Here is an 18,754-nt window from a genome sequence, read left to right as displayed (position 1 = left end):
CCGGCCCTCCGCACCTCGGCCCCGCCGTCCTGCCCGGCCTCGCCGCACCGCTACGCCCCTCCGCACGCTGACCCCGTGCCGCCCCGCCCTGCCGCCCGCCGCCCCGCCCCCGCGCCCCCCGCGCCGCAAGATCGCGCAAGATCCTGGATGTAGTGGCATCCGGGGGTTTCGTGGCCACTACATCCAGGATCGAGCGTGACCTTGCGGGGGTGGGCGCCCCGAACCCCGCCCCGGTCGGTCGCTGCTCGTCGTCGAGAACCGCGCAAGGTCGGGGGAGGGGCGTGGATCGGCGGTGCGGCGTGGGGTTAGGGGGTGGGCAGTGTGTCGGCGGTCCTGGAGAGCAGGGCCCAGGCCGCGTCGATGTGCGCCTCGGTGGTCTGCGGTGCGCCGACCGCCAGCCGCAGCGTGTACCGGCCGGCAACCCGGGTGTGCGTCAGGTGCACCTGTCCGGTGGCGTTCGCCGAGGCCAGCAACGCCGCGTTGGTGTCGTCGTCGGCGCGCAGCCGGAAGCAGACCAGTGAGAACGGGTGCGCGGCGGCCACCTCGAACCGGTCGTCGGCGCGGACCCGCTCGGCGAACCGCTCGGCCAGCGCCACCCCGGAGCGGATGTGCGCCCGCAGCCCCTCGACGCCGTACCAGCGCAGCACGAACCACAGCTTGAGGGCTCGGAACCGTCGGCCCAGCGGCACCTGCCAGTCCCGGTAGTCGATCACCGCACCGGACTCGGAGGCCGCGTTGCGCAGGAATTCCGGCAGTACGGTCAGCGCCTCGATCAGCGCCGCCCGGTCGGCCACCCAGAACGTGTCGCAGTCGAAGCCGGTGAGCAGCCACTTGTGCGGGTCGAAGCAGTAGGAGTCGGCGTACTCCAGGCCGGCGTGCGACCACCGCAGCTCGGGGCAGACGGCGGCGGCGCCCGCGTACGCGGCGTCCACGTGCAGCCAGATGCCGTACTCGGCGCAGATGGTTCCGATCTCGGGCAGCGGGTCGATGGCGGTGGTGGAGGTGGTGCCGATGGTCGCCACCACGATGGCCGGTACGTCGCCGGCGGCAAGGTCGGCCTCGATCGCGGTCCGGAGCGCGCCCGGCAGCATCGCCTGGGTGTCCGGGTCCACGGCGATCGACCGGACGCCGTCGTCGCCCAGCCCGGCGAGCCGTGCGGCCTTCTCGATGGACGAGTGCCCGTGCACGGAGGTGTAGGCGCGGTAGCGCCGGTCGATGCCGGCGTGACGCCACCGGCCGTCGCTGGCCCGGTGCAGCGCGGCCAGGGTGGCCACCAGCGTCGCCGACGAGGCCGAGTCCTGGATGACCCCACCGCCGGTGCCGGCCGAGTGGAACCGTTGTGGCAGGTCCATCAGGTGGGCCAGCCAGTCCATCATCACCGTCTCCAGTTCGGTGCAGGCCGGGCTGGTGGTCCAGAGCATGCCCTGGACGCCGAGCCCGGCGCTGACCAGGTCGCCGAGCACGCTCGGGCCGGAGGTGTTGGCCGGGAAGTAGCCGAAGAAGCTCGGGTGCTGCCAGTGGGTCAGCCCCGGTACGACGATCGAGTCCAGGTCGGCGAGGACCGCCTCGACCGGTTCGCCGCCGGTGGTGGGCGGGGCGCCGGGCAGGGCGGCGGCCACGGTGCCCGGGGGAGCGGTCGGTGTGACCGGTCGTTGCTCCACTGTCGCCCAGTAGTCGGCGATCCAGTCGACGACGGCGTGCCCGGCGCGACGGAATTCGGCGGGGTCCATGTGGTGAGGGTTCACCGGCACGAGTTGACCAGGCATCGATCGTCCGGGCAAGACCGGAAGCTCAATCCAGAGCGAGCGACAGGCGTCGATGTTGCGTGTCGGAAAGCGCTTGCCCTACGATCGCGGTGAGTCGGATCCGTGAGTTCCAGGGCGTTTCACCCCCGATCAGATCGCCGTCCGCCGCCGTCGCGGTGGGGTTGGTCCACCGTGCTTCCCCGGGCAGGGCCGGTGTGCCGCAGCGATCACCACCGGATCCCGGAGGCAGTGCATGCACCCGTCCAGACATCGGCTGATCCTGCTCGCCGCCACCACGGCGGCCACCGTCGTGGCCGGCACCCTCGGTACGGTCGTCGCCTCGGCCGCCGCCGTCGGCTGCCGGGTCGACTATCAAATCACCAACCAGTGGCAGGGCGGCTTCGGCGCCAACGTCACCGTCACCAACCTCGGTGACCCGGTCAGCGGGTGGGCCGTCACCTGGTCGTACCCGGCGGGCCAGCAGGTCACCCAGGCGTGGAACGCCACGGTCACCCAGTCCGGTGCCCAGGTCACCGCCCGCAACGTCGACCACAACGCCGCCATCGCCACCAACGGCAGCACCTCGTTCGGTTTCAACGGTTCCTGGACCGGCAGCAACCCGGTGCCGGGCAGCTTCGCGCTCAACGGCACCACCTGCACCGGCGCCCCACCCACCGGCGAGCCGACAACCCCGCCCCCGACCACCCCGCCACCCCCGACCACGCCCCCGCCGGCGGCCGGGGTGGTGCAGATGGAGAACCTGGACCGAGGCTTGATAAGCGTCCGCTCCGGCGGCGGCAACCTGGTCTCCTGGCGGCTTCTCGGCACCGAGACCTCCGGGGTGGCGTTCAACCTCTACCGGGGATCCACCAGGGTCAACGCCAGCCCGATCACCGGCGCCACCAACTACCTCGACAGCGGCGCGGCGGCCGGGTCGACGTACACGGTGCGGGCCGTGGTGGGCGGCGCCGAGCAGGCGGCGTCGGCACCGGCTTTGCAGTTCGGCGCGGGCTACCTGGACGTGCCGTTGCAGGTCCCGGCCGGGGGCAGCACCCCGAGCGGGGAGAGCTACACCTACAGCGCCAGCGACGCCTCCGTCGGTGACCTCAACGGCGACGGCAGCTACGAGATCGTGCTCAAGTGGGAGCCGTCGAACGCCAAGGACAACTCCCAGTCCGGCTACACCGGCAACGTCTACGTCGACGCGTACACACTCACCGGCACCCGGTTGTGGCGCATCGACCTGGGCCGCAACATCCGGGCCGGCGCCCACTACACCCAGTTCCAGGTGTACGACTACGACGGCGACGGCCGCGCCGAGGTGGCCATGAAGACCGCCGACGGCACCCGCTCCGGCACCGGTCAGCTCATCGGCTCGTCGTCGGCGGACTACCGCAACTCCAGCGGCTACGTGCTGTCCGGCCCGGAGTACCTGACCATGTTCAACGGGCAGACCGGCGCGATCGCCTCCACCGTGAACTACGACCCGCCGCGCGGCACCGTGTCGTCCTGGGGTGACTCGTACGGCAACCGGGTGGACCGGTTCCTCGCCGGCACCGCGTACCTGGACGGGCAGCGCCCCTCGCTGATCATGGCCCGGGGTTACTACACCCGCGCGGTGATCGCGGCCTGGGACTTCCGCAACGGCACGCTGACCAAGCGCTGGACGTTCGACTCGAACTCCTCCGGCAACGGCGCCGCCGCCGGTCAGGGCAACCACCAACTCTCCGTCGCCGACGTCGACGCCGACGGCCGCCAGGAGATCGTGTACGGGGCCGCCACCATCGACGACAACGGCCGGCTGCTGCACTCCACCGGCAACGGCCACGGCGACGCGCTGCACGTCGGGGACCTCGACCCGGGCCGCGCCGGACTGGAGGTGTTCAAGGTCGACGAGGACGGCAGCAAGCCCAGTTCCTACTTCGCCGACGCCCGTACCGGTCAGGTCCTCTGGTCCACGCCGGCGTCCGGCGACAACGGCCGGGGTGTCTCCGCGGACATCTGGGCGGGCAGTCCTGGCGCGGAGTCGTGGTCGTCAGCGGTCGCCGGACTGGCCAACACCAGGGGGCAGAACGTCGGCCGCAAGCCGTCCTCGGCGAACTTCCTCGCCTGGTGGGACGGTGACCCGGTGCGGGAACTGCTGGACGGCACGAGGATCGACAAGTACGGCACCGGCGGCGAGACCCGGCTGCTCGACGGCAGCGGGGTGGCGTCCAACAACGGCACCAAGGCCACCCCGGCGCTCTCCGGCGACATCCTGGGCGACTGGCGCGAGGAGGTGATCTGGCGGACCACCGACAGCCGGGCGTTGCGCATCTACAGCACACCCACCCCGACCAGCACCCGGATCTACACCCTGATGCACGACCCGCAGTACCGGGTGGCCATCGCGTGGCAGAACACCGCCTACAACCAACCGCCGCACCCGGGGTTCTTCATCGGCAACGGAATGGGCACCCCACCGACGCCGGACATCCACCTACGGTGATGCGAGCTCTGGCGGTCCCGACCGGGGTCGCCTAGGGTGGCAGGCACCGGGCCGCAGCCGCGGAATCCGCTCAGCTCCGGCCCGGTGCGCCACACCGCGGCATTCCCAACCCGTCCCGACCGGGAATGCCGTACCACCACCGGCACCAACATTAGGCACCGTCCGGGTCGGCGGGGTGACGCTGACGTGAAGATCGTGTTTCACGCCCGCTGGCGCAGACCACCCGCCACCTGCTCGGCGATCAGCTCGTACGACCGCACCCGGTCCTGCACGTCGTAAACCAGCGTGGTCAGCATCAGCTCGTCCGCGCCGGTGCGCTCCTGCAACTCGGTCAGCTGCCGACGTACCGTCTCCGGCGAGCCCATCGCCTGACCGTCGCGGCGTTGCAGCACGAACTCCCGCTCGATCTCCGTGTACGGGTAGGCCGCCGCCTCGTCGGGCGTCGACAGCGGCTCCGGCCGCCCGGAGCGCAACTTCAGGAACGACAGGGCGCTCGGCCCGGCCAGCCATTCGGCCCGCTCGTCGGTGTCCGCGCACACCGCGTTGACCGCCACCATCGCGTACGGCTTGTCCAGCCACTGCGACGGCCGGAAGTGCTGCCGGTACAGGGCCAACGCCGGCAGGGTGTTCGCCGAGCTGAAGTGGTGTGCGAAGGAGAACGGCAGGCCGAGCAGGCCGGCGAGCTGGGCGCTGAAACCGCTGGAGCCCAGCAGCCACACGGCCGGCTGCTCACCGCGACCCGGGGTGGCGACGATCTGCCCCGGCTTCTCCCCGCTGAAATAGTTCATCAGGTCCGCAAGCTCCCGGGGGAAGTGCTCCGCCGACAGGCCCTCCATGGTGCGCCGCAACGCCAACGCGGTCATCTGGTCGGTGCCCGGCGCCCGGCCGATGCCCAGGTCGATCCGACCGGGGTGCAGCGCCTCCAGGGTGCCGAACTGCTCGGCCACCACCAGCGGCGCGTGGTTGGGCAACATCACCCCACCCGAGCCCAGCCGGATGGTCGAGGTGTTCGCCGCCAGGTGCGCCAGCAGCACCGCGGGCGCGGAGCTGGCGATCGCCGGCATGTTGTGGTGCTCGGCCACCCAGAACCGGTGGTAGCCCAACTCCTCGGTGCGGCGGGCCAGCTCGGTGGTGGCCTGCAGGGCCGCGCCAGCGGTGGCGCCCTTGGCGACCGGGGCAAGATCAAGAACAGACAACGGTACGGTGATCACAAGGTCAGCCAACCCGGCACCGACCGGCTTTGTTCCGACATCCGGGTTTTCGTCGGCCAGCTCACCCGCCGCTCAACCCATCCCGCGGGCCTGCTCGAAGATGAGACTGGTCTGGGTGTGCTGCACCACCGGGTCGACCGCCAGGTGGTCCAGGACGAAGTCGCGCAACGCGTCGCCGGACGCCGCCCGCACGTGCAGCACGTAGTCCTCCGCACCGGCGACGTGGAACACCGACACCACCCCGGGCAGCCGCACCGACCGGGCCCGGAACGCGTCCACCGCCGCCCGCTCGTGCGCTGTCAACCGCACCGACACCAACGCCTGCAACGGCAGGCCGAGCGCCGCCGGATCCACCTCGGCGTGGAAACCACGGATCGCACCGCGCTCGCGCAACGCCCGGGTGCGCGTCAGGCACGTCGACGGCGCCACCCCCACCCGCTCGGCGAGCGCGTTGTTCGGCAGCCGGCCGTCCGCCGCCAGCTCGGTCAGGATCGCGCGATCCACCTCGTCCAGGGCCGGGTACGGCCGCACATCATTCGGCTCGGGGGGCATCCCCGCATCCTTTGCCGAATTCTCTGCCGAAACAAGAGCTTTTCACAGAATAGTTTTCCGAACTATTGCCGTCATAGCATCAGATGTTCGACGCTACCGCCATGACACCGATGGACACCCGGGCCGTGCACGCCGGCCGCGACGACCTCCGCACCCTCGGCGTGCACGTACCGCCCATCGATCTGTCCACCACCAACCCACTGCCCTCGGTCGACGACGGCGGCAACGCCTACGAGCAGCTCGCCACCGGTGGCACCCTCCCCGCCGAAGGTGGCGCCGTCTACCAACGGCTCTGGAACCCCACCGTCGCCCGCTTCGAGAGCGCCCTCGCCGAACTGGAGGGCACCGCCCAGGCCGTCGCCTTCGCCAGCGGAATGGCCGCCCTCACCGCCACCCTGCTCGCCGCCGCCCGCGACGACCGCCGGCACGTCGTCGCCGTCCGACCCCTCTACGGCGGCACCGACCACATCCTCGCCACCGGCCTGCTCGGCACCACAGTCACCTGGGCCCACCCCGACGAGGTCGCCGCCGCCATCCGCCCCGACACCGCACTGATCATCGTCGAGACACCCGCCAACCCCACCCTCGACCTGGTCGACATCGCCGCCCTCGCCGCCGCGGCCGGCGACATCCCACTGCTGGTGGACAACACCGTCGCCACCCCCGTGCTGCAACAGCCCGCCCGCCACGGCGCCACCCTCGTCCTGCACAGCGCCACCAAGAGCATCGGCGGGCACGGCGACGTCCTCGCCGGCGTCGTCGCCTGCGACGACACCTGGGCCGTGCGCCTACGCCAGGTCCGCGCGGTCACCGGCGCGATCCTGCACCCCCTCGGCGGCTACCTGCTGCACCGTGGCCTGCAGACCCTGCCGTTGCGGGTCCGCGCCCAACAGGCCACCGCCGAGAAACTCGCCGGCTGGCTCGCCGACCACCCCGCCGTACACCGGGTGCACCACCCCTCGGTGCACGACCCGGCGGCGCTGGTCGGCCGGCAGATGACCGGACCCGGCAGCCTGCTCGCCTTCGAGGTACGCGGCGGGGCGCCCGCCGCCGCGACCGTCGCCGGTGCCTGCCGGCTCATCACCCACGCGGTCTCGCTCGGCGGCGTGGACACCCTCATCCAGCACCCGGCCTCGCTCACCCACCGGCCGGTCGAGGGCGACGCCAAACCCGCCGCCGCCCTGCTGCGCCTCTCGGTCGGTCTGGAAGACCCCGAGGACCTGCGCGCCGACCTCGCCCACGCCCTCGACACGATCGCCTGACCGGTCAAGACTTCGGACCGACGTGGCGGTCCAGGGTGACGACCGCGGCGCGCCGGGCCACCGACAGCGAGTTGCGCCGGTTCATCCGCCAGGCGATGCCCAGCAGGTCGAGGCCCCACTGGCAGAGCCCCATGATGTCGGCCGACTCGTTGACGAACATGTAGCGCGGGTAGACGTACGCCTTGCCGCGCACGGTCACCCGGTTGGCGACCCGGCAGCCGTCGGAGTGGAACAGCCCTCTCAGAAAGTCGCCGGGGTGCTGTTCGATGATCGGCCGTTGCCAGTCGGCGAGGACGATCGGTCGCTCGTGCTTCTTGCCGGGACCGTGCTGCGGGAGCAGGCAGGGCCAGTGGAGGCCGTAACTCTGCACGCCCACGCAACCCTGCTTCTGGATCCGTTGCACCCTGGAGGCCAACACGGCTCGCATGGCCACGTCGCACGCCTCGATCAGTCCGGGCCAGGCATCGGAACAGTAGATGCGTAACACCGGAACACGCGCCGTCGTGACCAGGTGGCCGTCGCCCAGGTAGAGACCGAGCAGGTAGGCGTAGGCCCCGGGGTCGGTCGGATTGTCGACATCCGGCCGACATCGGAAGCAGCGCAGTTCCGTGCCGCGCCGCACCGGTTCGGGTCGATCGACGCACCAGTGCCAGACGGTTGCGTACGGCAACGACAGCTTCCGAGCTACGGAATGAATGCTGTGTCCGCGAACGCGGAGCGCGCGGGCCTGTGCCCGCATCTGCGGTGGATGCACGTCCACATCGTCGAACAGGCGTATGACAAGAGTGCCGGGAGCGGGATTCGAACCCGCAAGCCCTTTCGGGCAGAAGTGTTTGAGACTTCCGTGTATGCCGTTCCACCATCCCGGCGGGTGGCGCCTACTGTACCCGACTACTCTCATGCGGGAGCATGGGTGGTAGCCGTGCAGTGATCGATGGTGGGGGTAGGGCTGGTGGCTGAGACGCCGACGGATGCCGAGCGCAGGCGCGTACTGATCGCCGAGGACGAGGCGCTGATCCGGCTGGACCTCGCCGAGATGCTGGTCGAAGAGGGTTACGAGGTGGTGGGGGAGGCCGGCGACGGTGAGACAGCCGTTCGCCTCGCCGAGGAGCTGAAGCCCGATCTCGTCATCCTGGACATCAAGATGCCGATCATGGACGGGCTGGCCGCCGCCGAGCGCATCGCCGGCGCCCGGATCGCCCCGGTGATCATTCTGACCGCGTTCAGCCAGCGTGATCTGGTGGAGCGGGCGCGGGCGGCGGGCGCGATGGCGTACCTGGTGAAGCCCTTCCAGAAGAGCGACCTGGTCCCGGCGGTGGAGATCGCGCTGTCGCGTTACTCGGAGGTCGCGGCCCTGGAGGCGGAGGTCGCGAACCTGACCGACCGCCTGGAGATCCGTAAGTCGGTGGAGCGGGCCAAGGGCGCGCTGATGACCACCTACGGGATGACCGAGCCGCAGGCGTTCAAGTGGATCCAGCGCACGGCCATGGACCACCGGATGACCATGAAAGAGGTCGCCGAGCGAATCCTCGCGGAGACCGCCGGTGGCGAGGTGTCGCAGCAGCCGACCGTCTGAGCGGTCCGGGCGACGCCGGGCCGTGCCGGGCCACCATGTGCGGGCTCTGCTGGTTAGCATCGACGGGTGTCCGTCCGACGGGTGATCGCGGTGTTCGGCCTCTTCGCGCTGCTGCTCGCCGGGTGCGACGGGCCGGCCGCGCCGAGCGGCGCGGGGTCGACGACGGCCCCGGCGCCGCCGCTGCGGCCGGGTTGGCAGCCGCTGACGTTGCCGACGCCGCCGGGTGGCGAGGGTCGTCCGCTGGTGCGGGACGCGGCGTCGTGCGCGGGCCGGTGGTTCGTGGTCGGTGGTGTCGTGGACGCCGACGGTGGCACCCGCCCGGCGGCCTGGACCAGCGTGGACGGTACGACGTGGAGCGTGCTGCCGGTGCGTCCGGATTCCTACTACGGCCGGCAGAACGTGTTCCTGTCGGCGGCCTGCCGGGACGGGCAGGTGGCGTTGATCGGCGCGAAGGTCGGCGGTGCGCACGGTTACCCGCGGGTGAGCACGTGGCGGCAGGTGGCCGACGGCGCTCTGGTCGAGGTGCAGGCGCCGTTCGAGACGTACGGCGGGCCGACGGCGGTGAACGTGTCCCGGCTGACGGCCGGCCCGCCGGGTTGGTTGATCGTCGGTAACCGGTCGGCGGGTGCGGCGTCCTGGGTGGCGTCGCCGGCCGCGGCGGAGTTCGCGCTGGTCGAGGGCGCACCGGAGCTGGCCAGTGACGCGGCGGGGGTGACCTGGGCGTTCGACGCGGTGGCGACGTCGTCGGGGTGGCTGGCGGTGGGTGGCCTGTTGCCGGCTGGCCGGATCGATCGTGACCCGGCGGTGTGGTCGTCGCCGGACGGGCGGTCGTGGCGGCGCACGGTGCTGCCGGGTGGGCCGGAGTACGAGGAGTTGCAGCGGGTGGTGCTGGTCGACGGCGTGCCGGTGGCGGTCGGGCTGCGCGGGGGGACGTTCGGCGCGTGGCGGCAGGAGGCGTCGGGCTGGGTGGCTGGCGGCGCGTTCGGGCGGCGGGGTGGGGCCGGGGTGCCGGGGGTGGGCTCGCTGGTGTCGTCCGGCGGCAGTCTGTTCGCCGCGGTGACGGATGGGGCACGGCACTCGGTGTGGGTGTCGACCGACCGGGGTGGTTCGTGGCGGGAGGCGACGATGCCCCTCGATGTGCCGGCGGGCGTTGACCGGGACGTGACGCTGATGGCGGTGGGTGACCGGTGGTGGTTGGCGGCGGACGACGGCACCCGGGCCGGGCTGTGGTCGGCGACCGGCCTGGGCGCCTGATCGCCGCCGGTGCGGTGAGGGTTCACCCCGGCAGCTGACCCGAGCGGGCGTTTGCGCAGGTCAGTCGGCTTTTCGTCGGGTTCGCGCGGGCGGGGTGGGCGCTGCTGGACGTCGACCGGGCGTGGTTTTAAGGACCGTCCGGCGGATTCACCTGTTACGGACATCGACATGATTGCCCACGTCTTCGTAACGGTTTCGCAGACCCCGCCTTCAGGCCTTCCGGGACGGTATGTCGTGTCGGTACGCTCCGCCATCACGAGCCGTAACGCAGGGGGCGTCCCTGCGGGGTGGGTGGAATTGCGGGTCTGCTGCTGTCGCCGTCGCTTCGGGTCAGCCGCGTCCGCATCTCGAGGAGGTCAGGAAGCCGTGAGGCGAAGCTATGTACGGGCGCTGGGCACCGTAGCGCTCGCCGCGACCCTGGTGGTCGCGGCTGGTTGCCAGGATTCCGGTGGCGGCGACGGTGGGACCGCGTCGGGCGACTGCGGTGGCAAGATCGCGATCTTCGGCGCGTTCACGGGTGACAACGCGGGTCTGGTGATCCCGTCGCTGAACGGCGCGAAGCTCGCCGTGGAGCAGTTCAACACGGCGAACCCGGACTGCAAGGTCACCATGCAGGAGTTCGACACCCAGGGTGACCCCGCGGTGGCGACCCCGTTCGCGAACCAGATCGCTGGGGACAACTCGTTCCTCGGTGTCATCGGTGGTCACTTCTCCGGTGAGTCGGACGCGACGATGCCGATCTACCAGGCCGCGGGCCTGGCGATGGTCAGCCCGTCCGCGACCCGGACCGACCTGACCCAGAAGGGCAACACGTCCTTCTACCGCGTGGTCGGCAACGACGGCACGCAGGCCGGCGCGGTGGCGAGCTACCTGAAGACCCAGAACGCGCAGAAGGTCTTCATGGTCGACGACGCCAGCGCCTACGGCGCCGGCATCACCGACGAGCTGGGCAAGCAGCTCGGCCCGCTGGTCGTCAACAAGGACAAGATCCAGGAGCGGCAGACGCAGTTCGACGCCACCGTTTCCAAGATCAAGGCCGCTCAGGCGGACTTCGTCTTCTACGGCGGCTACACCCGTGAGGCCGCTCCGCTGGTGAAGCAGATGCGTGCCGCCGGTGTCCAGGCCAAGTTCGTCGGCCCGGACGGTCTCTACGACACCGCGTTCCCGAAGGGTGCCTCCGGTGGCGCCGAGGGCGCGATCATCACCTGCCCGTGCCTCCCGGCCGACAAGGCCGGCGGCACCTTCTCCGCTGACTACCAGAAGAAGTTCGGCATCCCGCCGGGCTCCTACGGTGCTGAGGGCTTCGACGGCGCCACCATCTACCTGGACGCCTTCAAGGCTGGCAAGAAGACCCGGGCGGACATCCTGGCGTTCGTGAAGTCGTACGACAAGCAGGGTGTGTCGAAGTACATCAAGTTCGACGCCAAGGGTGACGTTGACCCGACCAAGGTCGTCATCTGGGCCTACCAGATCAAGGGCGAGGCCATCGAGGCGCTGCAGGAGCTCAAGCTCAGCTGACGCCCCACGCAATGGAGTGCGGCCGGGGTGTCTCACCCCGGCCGCACTCGATTCAAGGAGACCCCCGGTGCATTTCGATGAACTGATCGGCCATCTCGGCCAGCACACGGTCGATGGCCTGTCCAAGGGCGCCATCTATGCCCTGATCGCCCTTGGCTACACCCTCGTCTACGGCGTCCTTCGCCTGATCAACTTCGCGCACTCCGAAGTGTTCATGGTCGGTACCTTCGCGGTGCTGATCCTGTGGAACCAACTCGGCGTGCAAAATAACCCGCCCATCGGCCAGGCGATCCTCTTCCTGGTGCTCGGTCTGATCGTCGCGGCGGTCGCCTCCGGCGGCACAGCCCTGGCGCTCGAGCGGGTCGCGTACCGGCCCCTGCGGCGCAAGAACGCGCCGCCGCTGATCTTCCTGATCACCGCGATCGGTCTGTCACTGGTCTTCGTGGAGCTCTTCGGGCAGGTGCTGCCGAAGCTGCTCGGTGGCGCGTTGCCGGATGTGTTCGGCCGGCCCCGGCAGATCATCGGTATGCCGACGATCATCCAGCAGGAGACCCTGTTCACCATCGGCAACACCGCGATCACGAACATCCAGCTGATCGTCTTCGTCGCGGCCGTGGCGATGATGGCGCTGCTGGACTGGTTCATCAACCGCACCCGCTACGGCCGGGGTGTGCGTGCGGTGGCCCAGAACCCGGAGACCGCCGCGCTGATGGGCGTCAACCAGGAGCGCGTGATCATGCTGATCTTCGTGCTCGGTGGCATCATGGCCGGCGCCGCCGCGCTGCTGTGGAGCATGCGGTTCGGCTTCACCCAGAACAGCATCGGCTTCGTGCTCGGTCTGAAGGCGTTCACCGCCGCGGTGCTCGGCGGCATCGGCAACCTGCGCGGTGCGCTGCTCGGTGGCCTCTTCCTCGGCATCGTCGAGGTCTACGGCGCGACGCTCTTCGCGTCCAACTGGGAGGACGTCATCGCCTTCGTGGTGCTGATCGTGGTGCTGATGTTCCGGCCCACCGGCCTGTTGGGTGAGTCGCTCGGGAGGGCCCGCGCATGATCGACAAGATTCGCTCCGCAGATCGCCGCCGGGTCGGTTTCCTGACCTCGATCGGCGACCGTTGGGGGGCCCTGCCGAAGTGGCAAAAGGCCATCGGCGTGGCCGCCCTGCTCGTCTTCGTCTACACCCTGCCGTACCTGGGCAAGCTGCCCGGTGGTCTGATGATCCCCGGTCTGAACAACCTCCGCACCGACTCGATCGCCGGCGGCAACAACTGGGCGGGCGTGCTCTTCGTCTGCGCCATCTACGTCCTGGTCGCGATCGGCCTGAACGTGGTGGTCGGCCTCGCCGGCCTGCTCGACCTCGGCTACATCGGATTCTTCGCGATCGGCGCCTACAGCGTGGCGCTGTTCGGTTCGGTGAACTCGCCGGTCGTCAAGTGGATCCAGCAGGAGTTCGACCTGCCGCCGACCTGGGCGGTGACCTGGGGGATCTGCCTCCTGCTCGCGATCGTGCTGACGATGATCTCCGGTGTGCTGCTGGGTTGGCCGACGCTTCGGTTGCGCGGTGACTACCTGGCCATCGTCACGCTCGGCTTCGGTGAGATCATCCGCATCGTGGCCCGCAACGCCACCGGGGTCACCAACGGTCCGGTCGGTATCTCGGCAATTCCGGGTCCGGAGGGTCCGCCGTCGGCGGACAACAAGGTCTTCGGTCTGATCGACGCGAAGCCCTGGTACTGGCTGGCGATCACCTTCGTCCTGCTGATGGTGATCCTGGTTCGTCGGCTGGAGCACAGCCGGGTCGGTCGCGCCTGGCTCGCGGTCCGCGAGGACGAGGACGCCGCCGCCGTGATGGGCGTGTACCCGTTCAAGTTCAAGCTGTGGGCGTTCGCCATGGGCGCGGCGCTCGGTGGCCTGTCCGGTTTCCTCTTCGGCAGCCGTAACGCGTTCATCGACCCGACCCAGTTCAACGCGAACCTCTCGATCCTCTTCGTCGCGATGGTCGTGGTCGGCGGTTCCGGCAACATGCTCGGTGTCTCGCTCGGCGCGGTGCTGCTGGCGTACCTGCCGGAACGGTTCCGGGACTTCGCCGACTACCGGTGGCTGGTCTTCGGTCTGGCCATGGTGCTGGTGATGATCCTGCGTCCGCAGGGTCTGATCCCGAGCCGGCGGCGAGCCCGCGAGTTGAAGGATCGCGCGGCGGAGGCAGAGGAGGCGCCCGCTCATGTCTGACCAGACCACCAGCACGTCCGCGCCGAAGATCCCGGCCCAGCCGGGGCCCCGGTCGGTACTGCTCGAAGTCGACGACGTCACGCTGCGCTTCGGTGGTGTGGTCGCCCTTGACAAGATCAATTTCCAGATCTACGAGGGCGAGATCCTCGGCCTCATCGGGCCGAACGGCGCCGGCAAGACCACCAGCTTCAACGTGATGACCGGGGTCTACAAGCCGACCTCCGGTGCGGTCCGGTTCCGCGGCCAGAAGGTGACCGGCCGCAAGCCGCATCAGATCAGCCAGTTGGGCATCTCCCGTACGTTCCAGAACATCCGTCTCTTCCCGGAGATGACGGCACTGGAGAACGTCATGGTCGGCACCGACTCCCGGCACAAGACCAGCGTGCCCGGAGCGCTCTTCCGGGTGCCCCGGAAGAAGCCGAAGCCGCACGAGTTGCCGCAGGTGACCGCCGAGGCGGGCATCCAGCGGACGTGGCAGGAGACGCGTCGCACGTTCGCCAAGACGTTCGGGTTGTCCCGGCACATCCTGGAGGAGCGGGCGGCCGAGGCCAAGGCGCTGGAGTTGCTGCGGTTCGTCGGCATCGCCGACCGGGCCAACGACGAGGCGCGCAACCTGCCGTACGGCTACCAGCGTCGGTTGGAGATCGCCCGCGCGCTGGCCACCGAGCCGAAGCTGATCTGCCTGGACGAGCCGGCCGCCGGCTTCAACCCGGCGGAGAAGGAGGAACTCCTCACCCTGATCCGCAAGATCCGGGACATGGGCCTGACCGTGCTGCTCATCGAGCACGACATGCGGCTGGTCATGGGTGTCACCGACCGGATCGTGGTGCTGGAGTTCGGCCGCAAGATCGCCGAGGGTGCGCCCGCGGAGGTCAGCCGCGATCCGAAGGTGATCGCCGCGTACCTGGGGGAGCCCGCCGATGACGCTGCTTGAGCTGGAGAACGTCGCCGTCGCGTACGGTCGGATCGAGGCGCTGCACGGGATCAGCCTCACCGTGAACGAGGGTGAGGTGGTGGCCCTGATCGGCGCGAACGGCGCCGGCAAGACCACCACCATGCGGGCCATCTCCGGGACCCGGTCGCTGGCCGCCGGGAAGATCACGTTCAACGGCGAGGACATCAGCAAGCTCCGGGCCGACCTGCGGGTGGTCCGGGGGCTGTGCCAGTCGCCGGAGGGACGGCAGATCTTCCCGGGTATGACGGTCATGGAGAACCTGGACATGGGGGCGTACACCCGGCGGGACTCCGCCGGCATCGCCGCCGACCTGGACCGGGTGCTGACCCTCTTCCCGCGACTGGCCGAGCGCCGCAAGCAGGCCGGTGGCACCCTCTCCGGCGGTGAGCAGCAGATGCTCGCTGTCGGCCGGGCGCTGATGAGCCGACCGAAGCTGCTGCTGCTCGACGAGCCGTCGATGGGGCTGGCCCCGCTGGTGATCCGGCAGATCTTCGACATCATCACGGAGATCAACCAGCAGGGCACCACGATCCTGCTGGTGGAGCAGAACGCCCAGCAGGCGCTGTCGCGGGCACACCGCGGTTACGTGCTGGAGACCGGTCGGATCGTGAAGGAGGGGTCCGGTCAGGACCTGCTGCACGACCCGTCGGTCAAGGAGGCGTACCTCGGCGTGGCCTGAGCCACCCGAGCCGGCGGCCGGTCATCCCCTCGCGGGGGTGGCCGGCCGTCGGCGTTCGGGTCGGCAGTCGTTGCGGCACCCCGTGCCGAAGGTCGGGGATGTCGGTGCGACGGACTAGAGTCGCTGCCGTGACAGCTACGACACCGCGCCTGCTTCTCGTCGACGGACATTCCATGGCATACCGGGCCTTCTTCGCCCTGCCCGTGGAAAACTTCTCCACCACGACGGGTCAGCCGACCAACGCGGTGTACGGCTTCACCTCGATGCTGATCAACGTGTTGCGCGACGAGCAGCCCACCCACATCGTGGTGGCCTTCGACGTCTCCCGCCGGTCCTTCCGCACCGACAAGTACGCGGAGTACAAGGCCGGCCGCAGCGAGACCCCGACCGACTTCAAGGGCCAGGTCAGCCTGGTCAAGGAGGTCCTGGCCGCGCTGCAGATCCCGGTGGTCGAGAAGGAGGGCTTCGAGGCCGACGACGTGATCGCCACGCTCGCCTGCCAGGCCCGCGACCAGGGCATGTCGGTGCTGATCAGCAGCGGTGACCGCGACGCGTTCCAGCTGGTCGACGACCAGATCACCGTCCTCTACCCGCGCAAGGGCGTCTCCGACCTGGCCCGGATGGACCCGGCCGCGATCGAGGCGAAGTACGGCGTTCCGCCTCAGCAGTACCGGGATCTCGCCGCGCTGGTCGGCGAGACCAGCGACAACCTGCCCGGCATCCCGGGCGTCGGCCCGAAGACCGCCGCCAAGTGGATCACCACGTACGGCGGGGTGGAGGGCGTGATCGCCCGGGCCGACGAGATCAAGGGCAAGGCCGGCGACAGCCTGCGGGAGCGGCTCGCCGACGTGATCCGCAACTACGAGATCAACCGACTCGTCTCCGACCTGGAGCTGCCGCTGCTCCCCGAGGACACCCGCTGGACGGGTTGGGACCGCGAGGCGGTGCACCAGGTCTTCGACACCCTGGAGTTCCGCATCCTGCGCGACCGCCTCTACCAGTACCTGGAGGCGGTCGAGCCGGAGGCCGAGTCCGGCTTCGACCTGGCCGGTGAGGTGCTCACCGAGCCCGGCGCGCTGGCCGGGTGGCTGAGCACGCACGTCCCGACCGGCACCCCGGTCGGGTTGGCGGTCAAACTCGACACCGGCCCCAACCGCCGGCACACCGCCTCGATCACCGGTCTCGCGCTGGCCACCGCCGGCGGCGCGGCGGCCTGGATCGACCCGGCGCAGCTCGACCCGACCGACGAGGCCGCCCTGGCCGGCTGGTTGGCCGACGCGCAGCGCCCCAAGGTCCTGCACGACAGCAAGCCGGCAGTGCTGGCCTGCGCCGCGCACGGCTGGCAGCTCACCGGCATCGTCCGGGACACCCAGATCGCCGCGTACCTGGCCCGGCCCGACCAGCGGTCCTACGACCTGACCGACCTGGCGCTGCGCTACCTGCACCGGGAGCTGCGGGTGGACGTCCCGGAGTCCGGCCAGCTCACCCTCGACGGGCTCGGTGACGAAGGGGTCGTCGAGCAGAACCTGATGCTCCAGGCCCGTGCCACTCTCGACCTGGCCGACGCGATCGACGCCGAGCTGTCCCGCGACGGCGAGCAGTCCGCCCGGCTCATGGCGGGCGTGGAGCTGCCGTTGATGCGGGTGCTGGCCACCATGGAGAGCACCGGCATCGCCGCCGACACCGACTACCTCTCCGAGCTGGAGGCCCACTTCGCCGCCGAGGTGAAGGCCGCCGCGCAGGGCGCGTACGAGGCGGTGGGCCGGGAGTTCAACCTCGGCTCGCCCAAGCAGTTGCAGGAGATCCTCTTCACCGAGCTGGGCCTGCCCAAGACCAAGAAGATCAAGACGGGTTACACCACCGACGCCGACGCCCTGCAGTGGCTCTACGCGCAGCAGCCGCACCCGGTGCTGGCCCACCTGCTGCGCCACCGGGACGTGGCCAAGCTCAAGTCGACAGTCGACGGTCTGCTCAAGTCGGTCTCCGACGACGGCCGGATCCACACCACCTTCAACCAGACAGTGGCGGCCACCGGTCGGCTCTCCTCCACCGAGCCCAACCTGCAGAACATCCCGATCCGCACCGAGGAGGGCCGCCGCATCCGCCGGGCCTTCGTGGTGGGGGAGGGCTACGAGAGTCTGCTCACCGCCGACTACAGCCAGATCGAGATGCGCATCATGGCGCACCTCAGCTCGGACGACGCGCTGATCGACGCGTTCAACTCCGGCGCCGACTTCCACGCCGCCACCGCCTCGTCGGTCTTCGGGGTTCCGCTCGACGCTGTCACCCCCGACCAGCGCCGCAAGATCAAGGCCATGAACTACGGCCTGGCGTACGGGCTCAGCGCCTTCGGCCTGTCCCAACAGCTCAGCATCAGCACCGAAGAGGCGCGCGGGTTGATGGAGAACTACTTCGCCGGCTTCGGCGGGGTGCGCGACTACCTCCAGCAGGTGGTCGCCCGGGCCCGCCAGGACGGCTACACCTCCACCATCCTGGGCCGGCGCCGCTACCTGCCCGACCTGGTCAGCGACAACCGGCAGCGGCGTGACATCGCCGAGCGGATGGCGCTCAACGCCCCCATCCAGGGCTCCGCCGCCGACATCATCAAGGTGGCGATGCTGCACGTCGACACCGCGATCCGCGAGGCCGGGCTGCGCTCACGGATGCTCCTGCAGGTGCACGACGAGCTGGTCTTCGAGGTCGCGCCGGGTGAGCGGGAGGCCTTGGAGGCACTGGTCCGGCGGGAGATGGGCGAGGCGTACCCGCTGTCGGTGCCGCTGGAGGTGTCGGTCGGCCTGGGCCGGGACTGGAACAGCGCTGATCACTGATCGTCTCGTTGGTTCTTGCGGGTGGTTCCGGTTTGGGGATTGGGCCCGGGCGCGCTCTGACCGGGTGGACGGGGACGGCCGGAGCTGGCGGATCCGTGGGTGGTTGCGGTGTGGGGGTTCCGGGGCAGCCCGACCCACTCCGGGCGGTCAGGCTTGATCCCTGCGTGGGTCGGGCTGCCCCGGAACCCTGACCGGGTTGCCCTGGTCGCGGCACTGGGCGTGGGTGGGCACCGGATAGATCACGCGGAGCGCCCCCGGGCGCCTGCCCCCGCCCGCACCGCTCGTCCGCCTCGCATGGTCCGTTCTCGCGCGCCCCGCGCCCGCGCCCCGCGCCCCGCGCCCCGCGCCCGCGCCCCGCGCCCGCGCCCCGCGCCCCGCGCCCGCGCCCGCGCCCCGCGCCCGCGCCCCGCGCCCGCGCCCCCCGCCCGCGCCCCGCGCCCGCGCCCCGCGCCCGCGCCCC

The 18,754-nt window shown here is 70.4% G+C and carries 14 protein-coding genes and 1 tRNA gene; 10 read left to right on the top strand and 5 right to left on the bottom strand.

The window, feature by feature from the left end; genetic code table 11:
* Positions 1–305: 305 nt before the first annotated feature.
* Entirely contained in the window at positions 306–1,730 is a 1,425-nt protein-coding gene (locus ACX27O_RS28960) for a pyridoxal-dependent decarboxylase (protein WP_458940413.1), read from the bottom strand.
* Between the two features lie 268 nt (positions 1,731–1,998).
* On the opposite strand from ACX27O_RS28960, the gene ACX27O_RS28955 reads away from it, so the two are divergent.
* On the top strand, positions 1,999–4,233 hold the full coding sequence (locus ACX27O_RS28955; protein ID WP_458940412.1) for a rhamnogalacturonan lyase family protein: 2,235 nt from the start codon (positions 1,999–2,001) through the stop codon (positions 4,231–4,233).
* A gap of 200 nt (positions 4,234–4,433) precedes the next feature.
* Here ACX27O_RS28955 and ACX27O_RS28950 read toward each other — a convergent pair whose 3' ends face one another.
* Together ACX27O_RS28950 and ACX27O_RS28945 are read right to left on the bottom strand one after the other, a co-directional pair.
* Entirely contained in the window at positions 4,434–5,456 is a 1,023-nt protein-coding gene (locus ACX27O_RS28950) for an LLM class flavin-dependent oxidoreductase (protein ID WP_036411957.1), read from the bottom strand.
* 60 nt (positions 5,457–5,516) lie between these two features.
* The gene (locus ACX27O_RS28945; protein ID WP_030334356.1) at positions 5,517–5,996 is read right to left on the bottom strand and encodes an Lrp/AsnC family transcriptional regulator; all 480 of its coding nucleotides are present in this window, start codon (positions 5,994–5,996) and stop codon (positions 5,517–5,519) included.
* An 83-nt stretch (positions 5,997–6,079) separates the two neighbouring features.
* On the opposite strand from ACX27O_RS28945, the gene ACX27O_RS28940 reads away from it, so the two are divergent.
* Complete coding sequence (locus tag ACX27O_RS28940) at positions 6,080–7,258, top strand: trans-sulfuration enzyme family protein (protein ID WP_358128161.1); 1,179 nt, start codon at positions 6,080–6,082, stop codon at positions 7,256–7,258.
* 4 nt (positions 7,259–7,262) lie between these two features.
* Here the strand turns inward: ACX27O_RS28940 and ACX27O_RS28935 are convergent, their stop codons facing one another.
* Both ACX27O_RS28935 and ACX27O_RS28930 read right to left on the bottom strand, forming a co-directional pair.
* Positions 7,263–7,928 (bottom strand): transcriptional regulator, encoded by a 666-nt coding sequence (locus ACX27O_RS28935; RefSeq protein WP_247675102.1) that lies wholly within the window; start codon positions 7,926–7,928, stop codon positions 7,263–7,265.
* Positions 7,929–8,044: 116 nt separating this feature from the next.
* A tRNA-Leu gene (locus ACX27O_RS28930) sits at positions 8,045–8,127 on the bottom strand.
* Positions 8,128–8,210: 83 nt separating this feature from the next.
* Here ACX27O_RS28930 and ACX27O_RS28925 point away from each other — a divergent pair.
* From ACX27O_RS28925 to polA, 8 genes are all read left to right on the top strand, one after another.
* Positions 8,211–8,834 (top strand): ANTAR domain-containing response regulator, encoded by a 624-nt coding sequence (locus ACX27O_RS28925; protein ID WP_030334352.1) that lies wholly within the window; start codon positions 8,211–8,213, stop codon positions 8,832–8,834.
* Positions 8,835–8,900: 66 nt separating this feature from the next.
* Complete coding sequence (locus ACX27O_RS28920; RefSeq protein ID WP_458940410.1) at positions 8,901–10,088, top strand: hypothetical protein; 1,188 nt, start codon at positions 8,901–8,903, stop codon at positions 10,086–10,088.
* Positions 10,089–10,454: 366 nt separating this feature from the next.
* The gene (locus ACX27O_RS28915; RefSeq protein ID WP_030334344.1) at positions 10,455–11,606 is read left to right on the top strand and encodes a branched-chain amino acid ABC transporter substrate-binding protein; all 1,152 of its coding nucleotides are present in this window, start codon (positions 10,455–10,457) and stop codon (positions 11,604–11,606) included.
* Between the two features lie 67 nt (positions 11,607–11,673).
* A complete protein-coding gene (locus tag ACX27O_RS28910) occupies positions 11,674–12,657 on the top strand; it encodes a branched-chain amino acid ABC transporter permease (RefSeq protein WP_030334342.1) in 984 nt (327 codons plus the stop codon).
* On the top strand, positions 12,654–13,832 hold the full coding sequence (locus ACX27O_RS28905) for a branched-chain amino acid ABC transporter permease (protein ID WP_030334340.1): 1,179 nt from the start codon (positions 12,654–12,656) through the stop codon (positions 13,830–13,832). The genes ACX27O_RS28910 and ACX27O_RS28905 overlap by 4 nt, the downstream gene beginning before the upstream one ends.
* A complete protein-coding gene (locus ACX27O_RS28900) occupies positions 13,825–14,766 on the top strand; it encodes an ABC transporter ATP-binding protein (RefSeq protein WP_036411954.1) in 942 nt (313 codons plus the stop codon). Before ACX27O_RS28905 ends, ACX27O_RS28900 begins: the two co-directional genes overlap by 8 nt.
* Positions 14,753–15,466 (top strand): ABC transporter ATP-binding protein, encoded by a 714-nt coding sequence (locus ACX27O_RS28895; RefSeq protein WP_030334337.1) that lies wholly within the window; start codon positions 14,753–14,755, stop codon positions 15,464–15,466. The genes ACX27O_RS28900 and ACX27O_RS28895 overlap by 14 nt, the downstream gene beginning before the upstream one ends.
* A gap of 128 nt (positions 15,467–15,594) precedes the next feature.
* The gene (gene polA, locus ACX27O_RS28890) at positions 15,595–18,294 is read left to right on the top strand and encodes a DNA polymerase I (protein ID WP_030334334.1); all 2,700 of its coding nucleotides are present in this window, start codon (positions 15,595–15,597) and stop codon (positions 18,292–18,294) included.
* The last annotated feature ends 460 nt before the right edge of the window (positions 18,295–18,754 follow it).

It is taken from the genome of Micromonospora sp. SD19, from assembly GCF_054462275.1.
The sequence above is the reverse complement of the archived record's forward strand: the minus strand, read 5'-3'. Positions and strand labels throughout refer to the sequence as shown.